The sequence below is a fragment of the Actinoplanes regularis genome, from assembly GCF_900188005.1.
GTDB classification, from domain to species: Bacteria; Actinomycetota; Actinomycetes; order Mycobacteriales; family Micromonosporaceae; genus Actinoplanes; species Actinoplanes regularis.
Genome location: NZ_FZNR01000001.1, coordinates 645,819 through 661,729, shown reverse-complemented (window position 1 = coordinate 661,729; position 15,911 = coordinate 645,819). Strand labels below are relative to the sequence as shown.

General features: G+C 70.1%; 14 protein-coding genes and 3 tRNA genes. 10 read left to right on the top strand and 7 right to left on the bottom strand.

The genetic code is table 11. From position 1 onward, the window contains the following. Window positions 1-58: 58 nt before the first annotated feature. From thrS to CHC09_RS02790, 5 genes are all read right to left on the bottom strand, one after another. Window positions 59-1,255, bottom strand: coding sequence for a threonine--tRNA ligase (thrS, locus tag CHC09_RS02810; protein ID WP_089291322.1), 1,197 nt, complete (start codon window positions 1,253-1,255; stop codon window positions 59-61). A 136-nt stretch (window positions 1,256-1,391) separates the two neighbouring features. Next, on the bottom strand, window positions 1,392-1,928 hold the full coding sequence (locus CHC09_RS02805) for a GNAT family N-acetyltransferase (RefSeq protein ID WP_089291321.1): 537 nt from the start codon (window positions 1,926-1,928) through the stop codon (window positions 1,392-1,394). Beyond that, a complete protein-coding gene (locus CHC09_RS02800) occupies window positions 1,925-2,935 on the bottom strand; it encodes an endonuclease/exonuclease/phosphatase family protein (RefSeq protein WP_089291320.1) in 1,011 nt (336 codons plus the stop codon). Before CHC09_RS02800 ends, CHC09_RS02805 begins: the two co-directional genes overlap by 4 nt. Window positions 2,936-3,004: 69 nt before the next feature. Beyond that, window positions 3,005-4,345: a M16 family metallopeptidase gene (locus CHC09_RS02795; RefSeq protein WP_089291319.1), complete on the bottom strand. Its 1,341-nt coding sequence runs from the start codon at window positions 4,343-4,345 to the stop codon at window positions 3,005-3,007. Beyond that, on the bottom strand, window positions 4,342-5,673 hold the full coding sequence (locus tag CHC09_RS02790) for a M16 family metallopeptidase (RefSeq protein WP_239138067.1): 1,332 nt from the start codon (window positions 5,671-5,673) through the stop codon (window positions 4,342-4,344). Before CHC09_RS02790 ends, CHC09_RS02795 begins: the two co-directional genes overlap by 4 nt. Window positions 5,674-5,936: 263 nt before the next feature. Between CHC09_RS02790 and arfB the strand changes: the two genes are divergently transcribed. Continuing rightward, a complete protein-coding gene (arfB, locus tag CHC09_RS02780; RefSeq protein WP_089291317.1) occupies window positions 5,937-6,359 on the top strand; it encodes an alternative ribosome rescue aminoacyl-tRNA hydrolase ArfB in 423 nt (140 codons plus the stop codon). 782 nt (window positions 6,360-7,141) lie between these two features. On the opposite strand, the gene CHC09_RS02775 is transcribed toward arfB, so the two are convergent. Further along, entirely contained in the window at window positions 7,142-8,083 is a 942-nt protein-coding gene (locus CHC09_RS02775; RefSeq protein ID WP_089291316.1) for a 3-methyladenine DNA glycosylase, read from the bottom strand. 367 nt (window positions 8,084-8,450) lie between these two features. Here CHC09_RS02775 and CHC09_RS02770 point away from each other — a divergent pair, with 367 nt between their 5' ends. From CHC09_RS02770 to CHC09_RS02730, 9 genes are all read left to right on the top strand, one after another. Beyond that, on the top strand, window positions 8,451-9,296 hold the full coding sequence (locus tag CHC09_RS02770; protein ID WP_239138068.1) for an ABC transporter ATP-binding protein: 846 nt from the start codon (window positions 8,451-8,453) through the stop codon (window positions 9,294-9,296). A 150-nt stretch (window positions 9,297-9,446) separates the two neighbouring features. Beyond that, on the top strand, window positions 9,447-10,286 hold the full coding sequence (locus CHC09_RS02765; protein ID WP_089291315.1) for an ABC transporter permease: 840 nt from the start codon (window positions 9,447-9,449) through the stop codon (window positions 10,284-10,286). Between the two features lie 7 nt (window positions 10,287-10,293). Next, a complete protein-coding gene (locus CHC09_RS02760; RefSeq protein WP_089291314.1) occupies window positions 10,294-10,551 on the top strand; it encodes a helix-turn-helix transcriptional regulator in 258 nt (85 codons plus the stop codon). Window positions 10,552-10,589: 38 nt separating this feature from the next. Beyond that, window positions 10,590-11,384 (top strand): fumarylacetoacetate hydrolase family protein, encoded by a 795-nt coding sequence (locus CHC09_RS02755; RefSeq protein ID WP_089291313.1) that lies wholly within the window; start codon window positions 10,590-10,592, stop codon window positions 11,382-11,384. 23 nt (window positions 11,385-11,407) lie between these two features. After that, complete coding sequence (locus tag CHC09_RS02750; RefSeq protein WP_089291312.1) at window positions 11,408-12,211, top strand: NAD(P)H-binding protein; 804 nt, start codon at window positions 11,408-11,410, stop codon at window positions 12,209-12,211. A 63-nt stretch (window positions 12,212-12,274) separates the two neighbouring features. Beyond that, window positions 12,275-12,346 (top strand) — tRNA-Gln (locus tag CHC09_RS02745). Between the two features lie 59 nt (window positions 12,347-12,405). Continuing rightward, window positions 12,406-12,478, top strand: a tRNA-Glu gene (locus CHC09_RS02740). Between the two features lie 690 nt (window positions 12,479-13,168). Then, a tRNA-Glu gene (locus CHC09_RS02735) sits at window positions 13,169-13,244 on the top strand. Window positions 13,245-13,927: 683 nt separating this feature from the next. Further along, on the top strand, window positions 13,928-14,596 hold the full coding sequence (locus tag CHC09_RS02730) for an N-acyl homoserine lactonase family protein (protein WP_089291311.1): 669 nt from the start codon (window positions 13,928-13,930) through the stop codon (window positions 14,594-14,596). 608 nt (window positions 14,597-15,204) lie between these two features. On the opposite strand, the gene CHC09_RS02725 is transcribed toward CHC09_RS02730, so the two are convergent. Further along, window positions 15,205-15,891: an IclR family transcriptional regulator gene (locus CHC09_RS02725; protein WP_014447202.1), complete on the bottom strand. Its 687-nt coding sequence runs from the start codon at window positions 15,889-15,891 to the stop codon at window positions 15,205-15,207. Window positions 15,892-15,911 lie beyond the last annotated feature (20 nt).

Here is a 15,911-nt window from a genome sequence, read left to right as displayed (position 1 = left end):
GGCGTCGGCAAACCGGCCACCAACTCACCGGCGGCAATCACCTTTGGTGAGAGTGGGCCTATGGCAGGAGTGCGTGTCCATGGTTAGCGGCGACTGCGCTGATCAGTGCGATCGCGTCCGCCCCCGGCATCGGGTCCAGCTGTCGGCCGTCTCGCAGGCGGAGCGAGACCAGGCCGTCGGCGGCCTCCCGGGCGCCGATCACCGCGAGGTACGGGACCTTGGCGGCCGCTCGGATCCGTGACCCGAGGGAGCCGTCCCAGCGCTCCTCGACCCGCAGTCCGGCGGCGATCGCCTCCTGGGCGAACGACGACCGGGCCCCGGCGATCGGGAGCACAGCCACCTGCACCGGTGCGTACCAGACCGGGAACGCCCCGCCGTGCTCCTCGATCAGCTGCCCGAACAGCCGCTCCATCGACCCCGCCAGGCTGCGGTGCACCATCACCGGCCGGGCCTTGGCGCCGGACGCGTCGACGAACGACAGCTCGAACCGCTCCGGCTGATGGAAGTCGATCTGGACGGTGGCGATGGTCCACTCCCGGCCGGCCGCGTCCAGCACCTGCACGTCGATCTTCGGACCGTAGAAGGCGGCCTCACCGGCCACCTCGGCGTACGGGATCCCCTCGGCGGCGAGCGCGTCCCGCAGCATCGCCTCCGCCCGCACCCACACCGCGTCCGGACCGCCGTACTTCTTCCCCGGCCCGCGCAGCGACAGCTGAAACGACGCCGGCCGCAGACCGAGCGCGGCATGCGCCTCGCGCATCAGCCGCAGCACCCCGGCGACCTCGGCGGACGCCTGATCCGGCGGGCAGAAGACGTGCGAGTCGTTGAGCGCGATCGACCGCACCCGGGACAGCCCGCCGAGCACGCCGGAGCGCTCCTGCCGGTACATCTGCCCCAGCTCGGCGATCCGCAACGGCAACTCCCGGTACGACCGCTGCCGCGCCTTGAAGATCAGCGCGTGGTGCGGGCACATGCTGGGTCGCAGCACCAACTCGTCGTCGCCGACCGGCATCGGCGGGAACATGTCGCCGGCGAAGTTCGCCAGGTGACCGGAGAGCTCGTAGAGCTGCCGTTTGCCCAGGGCGGGCGAGTAGACGTGCTGATAGCCGTTGCGGCGCTCGAGTTCGTAGAGATACGACTCGACCTCGCGGCGGGCGGCGGCACCGGCCGGGAGCCAGAACGGCAGGCCGGCGCCGATCAGCGGGTCGGAGTCGAAGAGGTCCAGCTCGCGGCCGAGTCTGCGGTGGTCGTGCATCAGGAATCTCCTTCGCGGAAATGCCCGTGCGACCCACCGATGCCCCAGGCGGATCGCCCGGGGCCGTGAGTCAGCGCGACTCGACGCCGGGGTGTCCCGGCGTGGTCGTGAACGCGCTGCTGTGCATGGCGCGATGCTATTCGCCCGAAGGAGCGGACCCCAACCAGTTTTCCGCGACGATCTGGAACAGGTAGTGGTCCTGCCACTCACCGGCGATCTTCAGGTAGCGCGGCGCCATCCCGATCCGCTCGAAACCGCTCTTGAGCAGTACGCGCTGCGACCGCTCGTTGTGCAGCAGCGTGCAGGCTTCCACCCGGTGCAGGTCGTACTCGGTGAAGGCGAGCCGCAGCGCCTCGGCGACCGCGAGCGTCGCGACCCCGCGCCCGGCCCGTGACGGGGCGACCCAGTAACCCAGGCTGCTCGACTGGAACGGGCCGCGGACGATGCCGCTCAGGTTCATCCGGCCGGCGATCGCGCCGTCCTCCAGGATCACGTGGTGCAGGAGGTTGTCGGCGCGCAGGACCTCCTCGACGACCTGCGCCTGTCCGTCGGGGGTGAAGAAGCTCTCGTCGCGGACCGGCTCCCACGGCGTCAAATACGCCCGGCTGGCGATCAGTACCTCGGTCAGTTCCGGCACGTCGTCCAGGGACAGCGGGCGGAGGGTGACGGTCATGACGCCGCCGGGAGGATCAGCGTGGCGATCACCGCGCGGTGGTCCGAACCCTTGACCCCGTGCACGGAGATGTCCTTCACTCCGATCTGCTCGTCGGCCAGCACATGATCGATCGTGACCGGCGGGATCAGGTCACCGTCGTACGGCCCCCAGGAGCCGATCAGGCCCTTGCCCACGGTGTCCGCCGCGTCCCGGTAACCGTGCGAGATCAGCTCCCGCAGCGCTCCGTGGTCCAGCGTCGAGTTGAAGTCACCGAGCAGGATCCGTCGCGGGTTGTCACCGTCCGAGTGCGGTTCATGCGCCAGGTCGCTCCTCCAGCCGGCGAACCACTGCGGCAGGGCCGGGGCCAGCGGGTGCACCGACTCGACGAACACCGGCGAGGCGCCGTCCGGCGCGATCGTCCCGTACGTCTGAAGGAAGCGGTAGCCGCCCGGGTTGCGCCGCGAACCGGGATCGGTGAGCGGGAACCGCGAATACAGTCCGGAGCCGCTGGCTCCCTGCTCCGCAGCCAGCGAGTGGTAGGGGAGCAGATCGCCGAGGCCGGCCGCGGCCAGCCGGGTCACCGCGCTCGGCGACAACTCCTGCACCGCCAGCACGGCCACGTCGTTCTCCCGGACCAGCCGGACCACATCCGCCGCGTCCGCGGTGCCGAACAGCAGGTTCGACGTCATCAGCCGCACCTCGGTGCCCGCGGTCGCCCCCTTGTCGAGGTCGGGCAGGGCACGCGGCAGGACGCACGCCGCCAGGACGACGGCGATCAGGGCCGCCACCACGCCCGCCGCCCAGCGCCGGCAGGCCAGGGCCAGCACGGCGGGGATCAAGGACCCGATCGCGACGTACGGAGTGAAAGCCAGCAGCTGGATCAACCGCCCGGGCTCCCAGCCGCCGAGCCGGAAGACCGTCCACACCAGGCCGGGAATCAGCAGCAACCAGAGCAGGACCGTGACCGTGGTCCGGCGGCCGCGGACAGCCGGGCTCGCGTCGGCCGGCGCGTCGGTGATCGTCATGGCGGCGAGATTATCGGTCCGTGGCGAGCCGGGGGCGTCACTGGTCGAGTGACACCCCCTTCGGACCGCTCAGACCGTGGCTTCGGTCAGGTCACCGAACTCGGCCAGATCAGCCTTGATCTTCTCGCCGTCGCCCTCGACCACCAGCGTCAGGCCGTCCACCGCCAGATGCCGGCCGGCGGCAGCGGACACCTGCTCGACCGTCGCCTCCAGGTACTCCCGGCGGAGCGTCTCGTAGTAGTCGTCCGGCAGGCCGTGCACGACCAGCGACGCCAGCGCACCGGCGATCGCGCCCGGGGTCTGCATCTCCACCGAGAGCTGGCCGGCCCGCCACGAACGGGCCACCTCCAGCTCCGCCTCGGTCACCCCCTCCGCCTGGGTCCGCCGGATCTCGCCGAGCGTGTCCAGGATCGCCGGCCCGGTCACCGCGGTCTGCACCCCGGCGGCCACCTCGAAACGGCCGGCCCGGCGGGTCATCGCGTACGACCCCCGGATGCCGTAGGTGTACCCCTTCACCTCGCGGATCAGGTGGTTCAGCCGGGAGGTGAACGCCCCGCCGAGCACCGTCGCCGCGAGGGTCATCGGCACGTAGTCCGGGGTGGCCCGCTCCGGCGCCCGATGCCCGATCCGCAGCGTCGACTGCACCGAGCCGGGCCGGTCCACCAGGATCACCCGCGGTTTCGCCGGGACGCTCAGGCGCAGCGGCGCGTCCAGGGCCAGCGCCTGCCCGGTGGTGTCCGCGAACGCGGCCTCGGCCAGCTCGGCCAGGTCCAGCCCGTCCAGGTCACCGGCGACCAGCAGCACACCCGGGCGGAGCATCCACTCCTGGTGGAAGGCGAGCACGTCGTCGACGGTCACCGCGGCCACCGACGTCGGATCGCCGTGCAGCGGCCGGCTGTACCGCCCCTCGGCGGCGAACAGGTCGGCGCGCAGCGCGGCGTCGGCCCGCGGGCCCGGCTGCGCCCAGTCCATCCGCAGCGCGGTCACCTCGTCGTCGCGGACCCGGGCCACGTCCGAGGGGTCCAGCTTCGGGGTGCGGGCGGCCTCGGCGGCCAGCCGCACCGCGCCGGCCAGCCGCGGTGCCGGGGCGGAGACGCCGACCCGGAACGCGTCCCAGTCGACCGACGGCGAGAGCTCGGCGCCCAGCCCCTCCAGGGCCAGCGCGTACGCCGCCGAGTCGCGCTTCTTCGTGCCCTCCTCCAGGGACTTGGCGAGCACCGTCGCGGTGCCCTCGCGGCCCTCGGGCTCCCGGGCGCCGCTGGCGTCCAGCAGCAGCACCGCGGTGGCCAGGACCTGACCGGGCAGGTGGGCGGCGATCACGGTGCCGCCGTGCGCGGTGACCCGGTGGATCGCCGGGAAGGCGTACGGACGAGCGGTGCCGGGCGCCGGGCGGGTGGTGATCAGGGTCATGATTCCTCCCCGGACTTCTCCGGCAGGTAGGTCAGGGTGACGCGGGACGACGGCTGAAGCGTGTTCACGGCCGCCTCGGTGATGTCGTCGGCGGTCACCGCCTGCCAGGCCGGGAGGCGGTGACCGGCGGTCGCCGGGTCGCCGAACTGGGTGGTGTACCGCCCCAGCGTGTCGGCCCGCCCGCCGACCGTGGACACCTGCCGCCACCAGCTGGTGGTCAGCAGCGCCTTGGCCCGGTTCAGCTCGTCTTCGGTGACCGGCTCGTCGATCAGGCTCTGGACCACCTCGACGAGGCCGGCCTCCAGCGTCCCGGCGTCCACGCCGTCCTTCGCGGTGGCCGTGATGATCAGCGGGGCCGGCGCGTGCGCCAGATCGACGCCGTACGACCCGATGTAGTCCGGCTGGGCGATCCGCTTGCCGTCGGCAAGCCGCTGGTAGAGCCGGCTGCCCCGGCCACTGCCGAGCACGGTCGCGAGCACGGTGATCGCGTCGTAGCCGGCCGAGCCGAACGGGTAGGTCCGGTGCGAAAGGTAGATCCGCGGGGCCGGAACCGCCGCGGTGACCGTCTCCCGCGCCGGCTCGCCGGCCGGCCCGGCCAGGTGCCCGGACGGCGCCGGTGGAATGTCCGGCACGGTGTCGATCGCCCCGAAGTACTTCTCGGCCAGCGCGAACACCTCGGCCGGTGAAGCGTCCCCGGCGACCGTGAGCACGCAGTTGTTCGGCGCGTAGTACTGCTGGTGGAACGCCTTGAAGGTGTCGAGGCTCGCCGCGTTCAGGTCCTCCATCGACCCGATCGTGGCGTGATGGTACGGATGCCCCTGCGGGTAGAGCAGCGGCAACAGGCGCAGCCACGCATCCCCGTACGGCACGTTGTCGTACCGCTGGCGGCGCTCGTTCTTGACCACCTCGCGCTGGTTGTCCAGAGTCTCCTGGGTGAGCGCCGGGACCAGCCCGCCCAACCGGTCGGCCTCCAGCCAGAGCGCCAGCTCGAGATGCTCGGAGGGCATGCTCTCGAAGTAGTTCGTCCGGTCGGGGTTGGTCGTGGCGTTCAGCGAGCCGCCGTTGCCCTGCACGAGCTTCATGTGCTCGGTCTTCTTGACGTGCTGCGACCCTTCGAACATCAGGTGCTCGAAGAGGTGGGCGAAACCGGTCTGACCGGGCGGTTCGTGCCGGGAGCCGACGTCGTACCAGAGATTGACGCAGACGACCGGAGCGGTCCGATCCTCGCTGACGACGACACGCAGGCCATTCGCCAGCCGCGTGGTTTCGATGGGCCACGGATACCCGGTCGTGGCGACCGGTGCGGTTGGGGACGTCACCCGACCCATCATGCCCTGTAACGCCGGGCTTCGGCCCCGCTGCGCGGGTTCGTTCGCTCTGGGCGTCTCTCCCGGAGTCGATCTATAACCGGATGGCGGCGGGCCTGCCCGGGTGCGATGCTGGGCGGCGTGCTTGAGGACGTACGGGTGAACGACCGCCTGACCATCCCGGCGGCGGAGCTCTCGTGGCGTTTCTCCCGCTCCGGTGGTCCGGGCGGCCAACGAGTGCACACGACCGGCTCGCGGGTCCGGCTTTCTGCAAGGGGGACCACATGGCCGACGTGCTGATCCGGCCCGGCCTGGCTATCCCCGAGGCCGAGCTTTCGTGGCGCTTCTCGCGCTCCAGCGGTCCCGGCGGCCAGGGCGTGAACACGACCGACTCGCGGGTCGAGCTGTCGTGGAACCTGCTCGCGTCCAGCCTGCTCTCACCCGCGTTGAAGGAGCGGGCGGTCGAACGGCTCGGCAGCCGGCTGGTCGACGGCGTGCTGACCATCACGGCGTCCGAGCACCGTTCCCAGCTCCGCAACCGCGAGGCCGCCGAGGCCCGCCTCGCCATGCGGGTCGGCGAGGCCATCGCGCCACCACCGCGCCAGCGCCGTCCGACCAAACCGTCCCGTGGATCGGTCGAGCGTCGCATCGGCGAGAAGAAGCGCCGAGCCCAGATCAAGCGCAACCGCCGCGGAGAGATGGACTGACGCGGCCGGCAGGAGAAACAGCCCCGCTCCGGAGTGCTTCCGGGCGGGGCGTTCCTGTTCGAAGAGCGCGGTGATCGCGGGCGGCGCCTTCATCTGCTGTCGGCTGGGCACGGCGCGTTGCGTCGGCGGTGCTGTTCGCCGGGCTCGGGGCCGTGGGTCACCGTCCCCTTTCGGCTGATTGACGCGATCAGTGGACTTTGGCGGCCCTAGGCTTTGCGTGTGCCTGTATGGCCGAGGGCCGAGTCGATCACTGGAGGGATGACTGCAAGCCCGGGGCATTGATTCTGTCTCTGCAGGCGAAGGGCCGCTGATCAGTGGAGGCTGTGCTGGCCCGGTGCGGGGCGATTCCTACCAAGTATCGCTCCGGAAAGGAGCGCGAGCTCATGAACCTCGGTTAAGCAGCAGGCGATCTCGATCGCACTTACTCTTCTGGGCGGGATCGTCGGCAACGCCGCCTACGAGCTGCTCAAGAAGCTGATCGCGCACATATTGACCTGGCTCACCAGCCGTCCCGTGTCGCGGCGAAAATCAGCCGGGCGATCGCTTCCTTCGGTGCCGGCGGGATCACGGCCTTGTCGCCGCCGCCGTCAAACAAGGCGGCGTCGATTAGAAGACCTGTCTCACAGAACGGCCCGCGGACCGCCCTGCACCGGGCGGCGCGATCCGCCTCTGTGTCGCTGCGCTCGGGCGTGCGGCCGGAGCACTGGGCCGGGTGTTCGCCGGATCATGGCCACGCTGACGGCCGCCGCCGCTGGGCCGGTCCCGCCTGTCGGCGCCTCGCTTCAGCGCTGGTTGTAGGGAGCGACCGTCTCGCGGTTCCGGGCGGCGCCCTCGGGGCCGAGCAGCGCCTCACAGACGCGGATCAGGCGGCTGCGCAGGCCGGCGGCGCGGCGGGCCAGCTCGCGCTGGCGACCGACGTACTCCGCCTTGCCGTCCGGGGTTTCGATCTTGACCGGGGGATGACCGTAAGAGGTCAGGTCGTAGGGGCTCGCCTGCATGTCCAGCAGACGGATCTCGCCGGCCAGGGCGAAGCAGTCCAGCGCCAGCGCGCCGGGGACCGCCGGGCCCAGCTTCTGCGCCCATTTGTGCACGTCCATCGCGGCGTGCAGGCAGCCTGGCTGGTCCAGATCGACCTGTGTGGCGCGGGTGGGCTGCAGGCGGTTGAGGCCGATGGCCTCCGGGGTGAAGAAGCGGAACGCGTCGTAGTGCGTGCAGCGGATGGTGTGCTGCTCGACGACCTTGTCCGTTTCGGACTGGCCGAGGCGGAGCGGCAGCGGATGGCGGTGCTCGGGGTCGCGGTAGACCATCGCCCACTCGTGCAGGCCGAAGCAGCCGGAGAAGACCGGGCGCGACGCGGTCGCGGAGAGCAGGCCGTGGATGTAGCGGATGCTCTCGCCGCGAGCCTGCACGAAGGCGTCCTGGTCGAGGGCGACCGTGCCGTCCTCGTAGGTCGCGTAGAACTTCCACCCGGACTGCTCGGCCACGCCGCTCGGGGCCGGGGCCAGGCCGGCGCCGACGCCCGGATGCCAGCGGCCCAGCTGTGCCGGGCGGGTGCCGTAGTAGTCGTAGAGGAAGTCCTCGATCGCGTGTTTCTCACCCGTCGCCCGGCGGGCACGGTGGCCCGCGGTCATCTGGTCGGCGCGCTCGGCGTGCGCCCGGGCGAGGGGTATCCAGGTGACCGAGGGCAGCGTGGTGGTGAGTGCCCTCACCTGCTTGATCCCCATCGCACCAATGTATCTAGCCGAAGCGATCAACACGATCACCGTTAGGCGCGAATGAGGTCCGCCACGGCAAGTTCTTGCGGCTCGGTCGCGGCGGTATTTGGCTCTTCTTCAGATTTAGGGGGATTTGTCGATGCTGGCCGAGGTCTCGGCGGCCAGCCGAACCCGGGCGCGCCGGGCAGTGCGAAGCCCAGCCGGGGACCGAACCCCAGAGTCAGGGCGACGACAGAAGCCATACTCAGCAATGTAGTACATCTACTACGACTTTGATAGCGTGGTGGACATGACGGAGACGGTAGTGGTGGGGGCGTTCGGCGCCGGCGAGCGGCTGCCGGCGGCCGAGCCGGTCATCGAGGTCCGTGACCTGCGGATGCGTTACGGGGCCAAGGAGGTTCTGGACGGCATCGACTTCTCCGCCCGGCCCGGCGAGGTGATCGCGCTGCTCGGGCCGAACGGGGCCGGCAAGACCACCACCATCGAGATCCTGGAGGGCTTCCGGCGTCGCTCGGCCGGGCACGTCCGGGTGCTCGGCGTCGATCCGGAGCGCGGTGACGAGCGCTGGCGGTCCCGGCTCGGCGTGGTCCTGCAATCCTGGCGCGACCACGGCCGGTGGCGGGTCCGCGACCTGTTGGAGCACGTCGGGCTGCACTACGCCCCGTTCGGCACCGACCGGATCCCGCGCCCCTGGCCGGTCGACGACCTGATCGAGGCGGTCGGCCTGACCGCCGCCGCGAAGACCCGGGTCAGTCGTCTCTCCGGCGGCCAGCGCCGCCGGCTGGACGTGGCGATCGGCATCGCCGGCCGTCCCGAGCTGCTGTTCCTGGACGAGCCGACGGTCGGGTTCGACCCCGCCGCCCGGCGTGAGTTCCACGACCTGATCCACGAGCTGACCGACCTGGTCGAGACCACGGTCCTGCTGACCACGCACGACCTGGACGAGGCGGAGAAACTGGCCGACCGGATCCTGATCCTGGCCGGTGGCCGGATCATCGCGAGCGGCTCGGCCGACGAGCTGTCCCGGCAGGTCGCGGGGGAGACCGAGATCCGCTGGACCCGGGACGGCCAGCGGTTCGTGCACTCGACCGCGGACGCCACGGCCTACGTGCACCACCTCTTCCTGCAGTACGGCGAGGCGATCGGTGACCTGGAGGTGCGCCGGTCCAGTCTGGAGGACACGTACATGAAGCTGGTCCTGGAAGCGGAGGTGGCGCGATGAGCGAGCTTGCGAGCGAATCCGTAGGCACAGTTATCGGCTCATTGCGGCGCCGGAGCGCAGCGGAGGTGGCGCGATGAGCGAGCTTGCGAGCGAATCCATAAGCTCAGTTGTCAGCTCATTGCGGCGCCGGAGCGCAGCGGAGGTGGCGCGATGAGCTCGATGAGGCTGGGACTTCGCCGGGGCTGGATCGACATCCGGCACACCTTCACCAGCCCGGCCGAGCTGTGGCAGTACGTCTTTCCCGCGATCCTGCTGCTCGGCACGGCCTTCTTCATGCGGAACGCGACCGTTCCCGGCACCTCGTTCTCGCTCGGCGCCCGCACCCTGCCGAGCGCCTTCGGCATGGGGATCGCGATGGGCGGCCTGGTGGCGACGGCGCAGATGCTGATAGTCGACCGGGAGGACGGCACGCTGCTGCGGGCCAAAGCGGTCCCGCGCGGGATGACCAGCTACCTGATCGGCAAGGTGGTGACGATCGGCGGGATGTCGCTGATCAGCTTCCTGCTCCAGCTGATCCCCGGCCTCCTCCTGGTGAAGGGCCTGGATGCCGGTGGGACCGATTGGCTCACCCTGTTCTGGCTGCTGCCGCTCGGCTTCGTGGCCACCCTGCCGCTCGGTGCGGCGATCGGCTCGCTCTTCGACGATCCGCGCAACATGGCCATGGTGATGTTCCCGATCCTCGGGCTGATCGCGATCTCCGGCATCTTCTACCCGATCAGCGGCTTCCCCGGCTGGTTGCAGGGCGTCGCGCAGGCCTTCCCGATGTACTGGCTAGGGTTGGGCATGCGTTCGGCCTTCCTGCCCGATTCGATGGCGTCGGTGGAGATCGCACACTCCTGGCGCCACCTGGCGACTTTCGGGGTGCTGACCGGCTGGGCGATCATCGGCCTGACCCTGGCACCGATGCTGCTGCGGCGGATGGCCGCCCGCGAGTCCGGCTCGGCCGTGGCGGCGCGGCGCGAGCGGGCGCTGACCCGGGTCGGGCGCTGAGCCGGCGATGGCGAGCGAGATCACGTACAACCGGATCGCGATGCTGCGCGCCGAGCGCGGCATCTCGCGCCGGCAGCTGGCGGACGCTCTCGGGGTGCACTACCAGACCGTCGGCTACCTGGAGCGGGGCGAGTTCAGCCCCAGCCTCCACCTGGCGCTGCGGATCTGTCAGTACTTCGAGGTGCCGGTCGAGGTGGTGTTCGCCCTGGACCCGTTCCCACGGCTCGGTGCCGCACCCGGCGTCGATTCCTCGCGCCCGGCGTAGATTTCAGGGGTCGGTCCTTCTGAAGATGGGGATTACCCGTGCGCTTCGCCCGTTTTGTTCATGCCGCTGGAGTGTCGTTCGGCGTCGTCGAGGGTGACGGCGCCTCCGGCCTCACGGTGGCCGAGATCAGCAGCCTGCCGTTCGAGAAGGTGGTCTTCACCGGGCAGCGCTGGGCGCTCCCGGACGTACGCCTGCTCGCGCCGATCTTCTCCAGCAAGGTGATCGGGGTCGGCCGCAACTACGCCGAGCACGCCGCCGAGATGGGCAACGAGGTGCCCAAGGAGCCGCTGATCTTCATCAAGCCGTCCACCTCGGTGATCGGCCCGAACGACGCGATCCGGATCCCGTCCGTGACGCAGCAGGTCGAGGAGGAGGCCGAGCTCGCCGTGGTGATCGGCGCGACCGGCGCCCGCCGCGTCGACCGGGCCGGCGCCGAGAAGGCGATCTTCGGCTACACCTGCGCCAACGACGTGACCGCCCGCGACCTGCAGCGCAAGGATCCGCAGTGGACCCGGGCCAAGGGGTTCGACTCGTTCTGCCCGCTCGGCCCGTGGATCGAGACCGAGCTGGACGTCAGCGACCTGGAGGTGCGCTGCGAGGTCGGCCGGGACCCGAACAACATGGAGGTCCGGCAGATCGGGCGGACCAAGGACATGGTGTTCGACATCCCCGGACTGGTGTCGTACGTCTCGCACGTGATGACCCTGCTGCCCGGTGACGTGATCCTGACCGGGACACCGGCCGGGGTCAGCAAGATCGAGCCCGGCGACACCGTGTCGGTGACCGTGCAGGGCATCGGTGAGCTGCGCAACACTGTGGTCGCCCTGGACTGAGCCGGCTCTCCCCTGGAGGCAGCGTGGTGATCCTGGTTACCGGAGCCACCGGAAACGTCGGCCGGATGGTCGTCGACGAGCTGCTCGCACTCGGCGCGACGTCGGTGCGGGCGCTCACCGCCGACCCGGAACGGGCCGCGCTGCCGCCCGGGGTCGAGGTGGTGCGCGGCCATTTCGGCCGCCTGGCGACCGTCTCCGACGCCCTGGCCGGCGTCGAGCGGATGTATCTGGCGCCACATCCGCCGTCGGCCGCGGCGGTCTCCCGGCTCGCCGCCGACCATGGGGTACGGCACATCGTCGACATGTCCGGCCCCAAAGGCGCGCACTGGCAGGCCGTCGAGGACGGGGTCGAGGCGTCCGGCGTTCCGTTCACCCATCTGGAGCCGGGCGAGTTCATGGCGAACGGGTTGCTCTGGGCACCGCAGATCCAGGCCGGGGATCTCGTCCGGGACGCGTACCCGGAGGTGGTCAACGCGCCGATCGCCCAGGAGGACATCGCGGCGGTGGCGGCCCGGGTGCTGCTCTCCGACGGTCATGTCGGCGAGTCCTACGAGCTGACCGGCCCGGTGGCACTCAGCCGCCGGCGGAAGGTGTCGGAGATCGGCGCCGGGCTGGGGCGCACGCTGCGGTACGTGGAGCTGACCGGGGACGCCGCCCGAGCTCACTTCACGTCGGCCATGGGTGATTACGGCGCCTGGTACCTGGAGGGTCTCGCTGCCCTGGAGTCGTCCCCGCAGCAGGCGACATCGACGGTCTTCGACCTGCTCGGCCGCCCTGCGATGAGTTACCGTGAGTGGGCGAGCCGCCACCCAGACCAGTTTCGGTAACCCGATTTGGTGGTCGGGGAGGGCTCGGGTAAAGTTCTCAACGGCTCGGCAAGCCGGGCCAAATGGGGTATGGGGTAATTGGCAGCCCGACTGATTCTGGTTCAGTTAGTCTAGGTTCGAGTCCTGGTACCCCAGCGATGTCAACCCATGTGGTTGGCAGAGCTGGAGCGTGAGTTTGACGCAGCAGCAGTTCTGGTCCCGTCGTCTAGCGGCCTAGGACGCCGCCCTCTCAAGGCGGTAGCGAGGGTTCGAATCCCTTCGGGACTACTTTCAGACAACAGCCTGCATCCACTGGATGTGGGCTGTTGCCGTTTCCGGGCAGGTCATGGTCGCTCCCGGATGAGCTTCACCTTTCTGTGGTGGGCCCGATCGTCGCGGTAGCGGACGTCACTCCGCCCATCCCGGCACCTGGCCCTCTCGCGCTTGCCTCCCGCATCCGCCTCTTGGGCTTGCCTTCCGCGCCGCCCCGCCGCCTCCGGTTCCTGCCCTGACTGGCTGCTTCTGGTTTCTGCCTCGGGCCGGCTGCTCTGCTCCTGCCTCGGGCTGGCTGCTTCTGGTTCCTGCCCTGGCCAGTTGCTTCTGCTTCCCTGCCTTGGCTGGCTGCTTCTGCTTCCTCTGCCCCTGGGCGGCTGCTTTTGCTTCCCTGCCCTGGCCGGCTGTTTCGGGTTCCTGCCCTGGCCGGCTGCAGTTTCCGTGCTGGCGTTGCTTCTGGCTCTCGTGCTGGCCTGGCGTGCGGGCCCGTGTGCCCGCCTCTTGCGTCTGGCCCTGGCGATCGTTGGCGGCGGGCAGATGAGGGCTTTGCTGTGACTGCGAGTTGGCGTGGATCGCACACGATTTCTGGGTGTCTGTGGGCCCGATCACGGTAGTGCTGGGGAGGGGGCTGCCGATTCGAGGATTGGCCAAAGGTGCTGATAGAGTTCAGCGCGCCGCTCCGGCAGGGCGGTGCAAGAAGGTTCTGGTCCCGTCGTCTAGCGGCCTAGGACGCCGCCCTCTCAAGGCGGTAGCGAGGGTTCGAATCCCTTCGGGACTACCACTGAAAGTGGCCCGCACCGATCACGGTGCGGGCCACTTTCGTCTATGGCTCTACCTGACTCGCCAACGCAAACCGTGGCCTTGTCTTGCCGCCTTGCCTTGCTGCTCCGCCTTGCCTTGCCGCCTCGCCGCCCCACAACAGGCATGGACAACTGCGGTCAGCCTCGGCGGACCCGACAGCCCGCCCGTCCAGACCGATGCCACCCTGCACCGCTGCCTCGTGGCCGCACCGGCGCCATCGCCGTCGCCGGGCACCGCACCTACGCCGGGCACCGCACCTACGCCGGCACCGCACCTACGCCGGCACCGCACCTACGCCGGCACCGCACCTACGCCGGCACCGCCTCCGCCGGCACCGCCTCCGCCGGCACCGCCGTCACCGCCATTCGCGACGGCAGCCACGTCATCATCTACATCTCGGACGGCCAATCCATCGGCCACCTGCACTTCGACCCCGACAAGAACCACATCACCCTCACCCGAACCCTCATGATCAACAGCCCGTGGCACATCTATCGGGACTTCCCCTTGATGCGTGTCTCGGGACAGCACAGCTGCTATTTGGGTGTAGGTCGCCAAGATCGCAGCGGGTGGGACTGCGGCGAGCGTGGTCGGCCACGGTGTCGGATCTGCTGCGGGCAGAGTTTTGAGGGGCGACGGCGGCATCGTGGGGATACTTCGGCGATGAGCGATGTCGCCCTCAGGCGGGTTGATTTCGGGTATTTCGTCCGGCCGGCTGAGGAGACCGGGACCGGTTCGGCCCGGGCCGAACCCGCTCTCGGCTATCTGATCGATCATCCGGACGGGCGGATCCTGGTGGACACCGGGATGGGGCATGTTCCGGGTGTCGACGCGCACTACCGACCGCGCCGGGTCGCGCTGGGCGAGGCGCTCGCGGTCGCCGGGAGCAAGATCGACGATATTCGGTACGTCGTCAACTGCCACCTGCACTTCGATCACTGTGGCGGCAACGCGGAGCTGGCCGGCCGCCCGGTCTTCACGCAGCGCTCCGAACTCGCCCTGGCCCGGACTTCCGAGCAGTATCTTGCCGCGCTGGTCGATCATCCCGGTGCGGTCCTGGAGGAACTGGACGGTGAGGCCGAGATCCTTCCCGGCGTGCTGATCGTGCCCACTCCCGGGCACACCGCCGGCCACCAGTCCGTCGTGGTCGTCACCGGCGACGGCGCTGTGATCGTCGCCGGTCAGAGTCACGATCACGCGACCGCGTTCACCGGCGACGTCCTCGGTCATCGCGCCGGCGTCGGCGTTTCGCCGCCCTGGCTGGACCGGTTGCTGTCCCTCGACCCCCGGCAGGTGCTCTTCGCGCACGACAACGCCGTCTGGACCCCCTGAACGAAGCCCTGGACAGCCAACTCAGCAAACCACCATCTGAGCCAGCCAGCCAGGTTGGTTGGGCTGGTTGTGGTGATGTCGGGTCGCTTAATACCCGTGTGTGGGCCAGCCGGGCCAGCCGGGCTGGTCGGGCTGTCGGGCCGTCGGTTGCCGGCATGTGGGCCAACCCGACCGGTTGGGCTGTCCGGGCCGTTGGTTACCGGCGTGTGGGCCAGCCCGGCTGGGTTGGGCTGGTTGGGCTGTCGGGCCGTTGGTTGCCGGCGTGTAGGCCAACCCGACCGGTTGGGCTGTCCGGGCCGTTGGTTGCCGGTGTGTGGGCCAACCGGGCTGGTTGGGGTGTCGGGCCGCCGGATACCAGCATGTGAATCAGCTGGACTGCCTGAGCGGTCGAGGATCCGGGACGTGAAGACCCCGACCTGCGTTGCCGACGTGAACCAAGGGGTGCTGCCGGCGTACGGGAACGGGATTTTGACGGCGGAAGGGCATCAGACGCGGCAGCCGCCGAGGGTGAAGCGGACGCCGCGGAAAAACGCGGCGCGCCCGACGGACGCGAAAGCGGCCATCGGGCGCGAGAGGTAACGCGGACAGGGGCTACCGGGGACCGGGAATCAGAGGCCGGAGAGGCGCTGACCGGCCCGGACGACGGCCATCGCATGGCGCTCGCCGGGACGACGCCCCAGCCGCTCGATCGGTCCACTTATCGAGATGGAGGCGATCACCCGCCCGGTCCGGTCCCGGATCGGTGCGGAGACGCTGGCGACGCCCGGCTCGCGCTCGGCCACGCTCTGCGCCCAGCCGCGACGGCGTACCTCGGCCAGCGTGCGGCCGGTGAACTTGCAGCGTGGCAGCAACGGCATCACCGCCTCGGGTGGCTCCCAGGCGAGCAGGATCTGGGCGGCCGAGCCGGCCACCATCGGCAGCACCGAGCCGACCGGCACGGTGTCGCGCAGGCCGCTGGCGCGCTCGGCCGCTGCGACGCAGATGCGTTCGTCCGCACGCCGGAGGTAGAGCTGGGCGCTCTCGCCGGTGGCGTCCCGCAATGCGGAAAGCAGCGGCTCCGCAGCGGTGAGCAGAACGTCCGGCGCGGCGTTCGCCAACTCGCCGAGACGAGGACCGGGGCGCCATCTTCCTTGAGTGTCCCGGACCAGCATCCGATGGATCTCCAAGGCCTGGGCCAGGCGATGTGCGGTCGCCCGTGGCAGCTTGGTGCGTTCGACTAACTCGGCCAGGCTGGCGCCGTCGACACATGCGGCGAGGATGACAACCGCCTTGTCGAGAACGCCAACACCGCTCATACTGTGTCCCACAAGCCGAA

Excerpts from the sequence above, each read along its gene's own strand:
- CHC09_RS02770 (WP_239138068.1), top strand. The coding sequence starts at position 8,451 with ATGCGTTACGGGGCCAAGGAGGTTCTGGACGGCATCGACTTCTCCGCC.
- CHC09_RS02730 (WP_089291311.1), top strand. The coding sequence starts at position 13,928 with ATGAGCGATGTCGCCCTCAGGCGGGTTGATTTCGGGTATTTCGTCCGG.
- thrS (WP_089291322.1), bottom strand. The coding sequence starts at position 1,255 with ATGCACGACCACCGCAGACTCGGCCGCGAGCTGGACCTCTTCGACTCC.
- CHC09_RS02795 (WP_089291319.1), bottom strand. The coding sequence starts at position 4,345 with ATGACCCTGATCACCACCCGCCCGGCGCCCGGCACCGCTCGTCCGTAC.
- CHC09_RS02765 (WP_089291315.1), top strand. The coding sequence starts at position 9,447 with ATGAGCTCGATGAGGCTGGGACTTCGCCGGGGCTGGATCGACATCCGG.
- CHC09_RS02790 (WP_239138067.1), bottom strand. The coding sequence starts at position 5,673 with ATGGGTCGGGTGACGTCCCCAACCGCACCGGTCGCCACGACCGGGTAT.
- CHC09_RS02800 (WP_089291320.1), bottom strand. The coding sequence starts at position 2,935 with ATGACGATCACCGACGCGCCGGCCGACGCGAGCCCGGCTGTCCGCGGC.
- CHC09_RS02725 (WP_014447202.1), bottom strand. The coding sequence starts at position 15,891 with ATGAGCGGTGTTGGCGTTCTCGACAAGGCGGTTGTCATCCTCGCCGCA.
- arfB (WP_089291317.1), top strand. The coding sequence starts at position 5,937 with ATGGCCGACGTGCTGATCCGGCCCGGCCTGGCTATCCCCGAGGCCGAG.
- CHC09_RS02805 (WP_089291321.1), bottom strand. The coding sequence starts at position 1,928 with ATGACCGTCACCCTCCGCCCGCTGTCCCTGGACGACGTGCCGGAACTG.
- CHC09_RS02775 (WP_089291316.1), bottom strand. The coding sequence starts at position 8,083 with ATGGGGATCAAGCAGGTGAGGGCACTCACCACCACGCTGCCCTCGGTC.
- CHC09_RS02760 (WP_089291314.1), top strand. The coding sequence starts at position 10,294 with ATGGCGAGCGAGATCACGTACAACCGGATCGCGATGCTGCGCGCCGAG.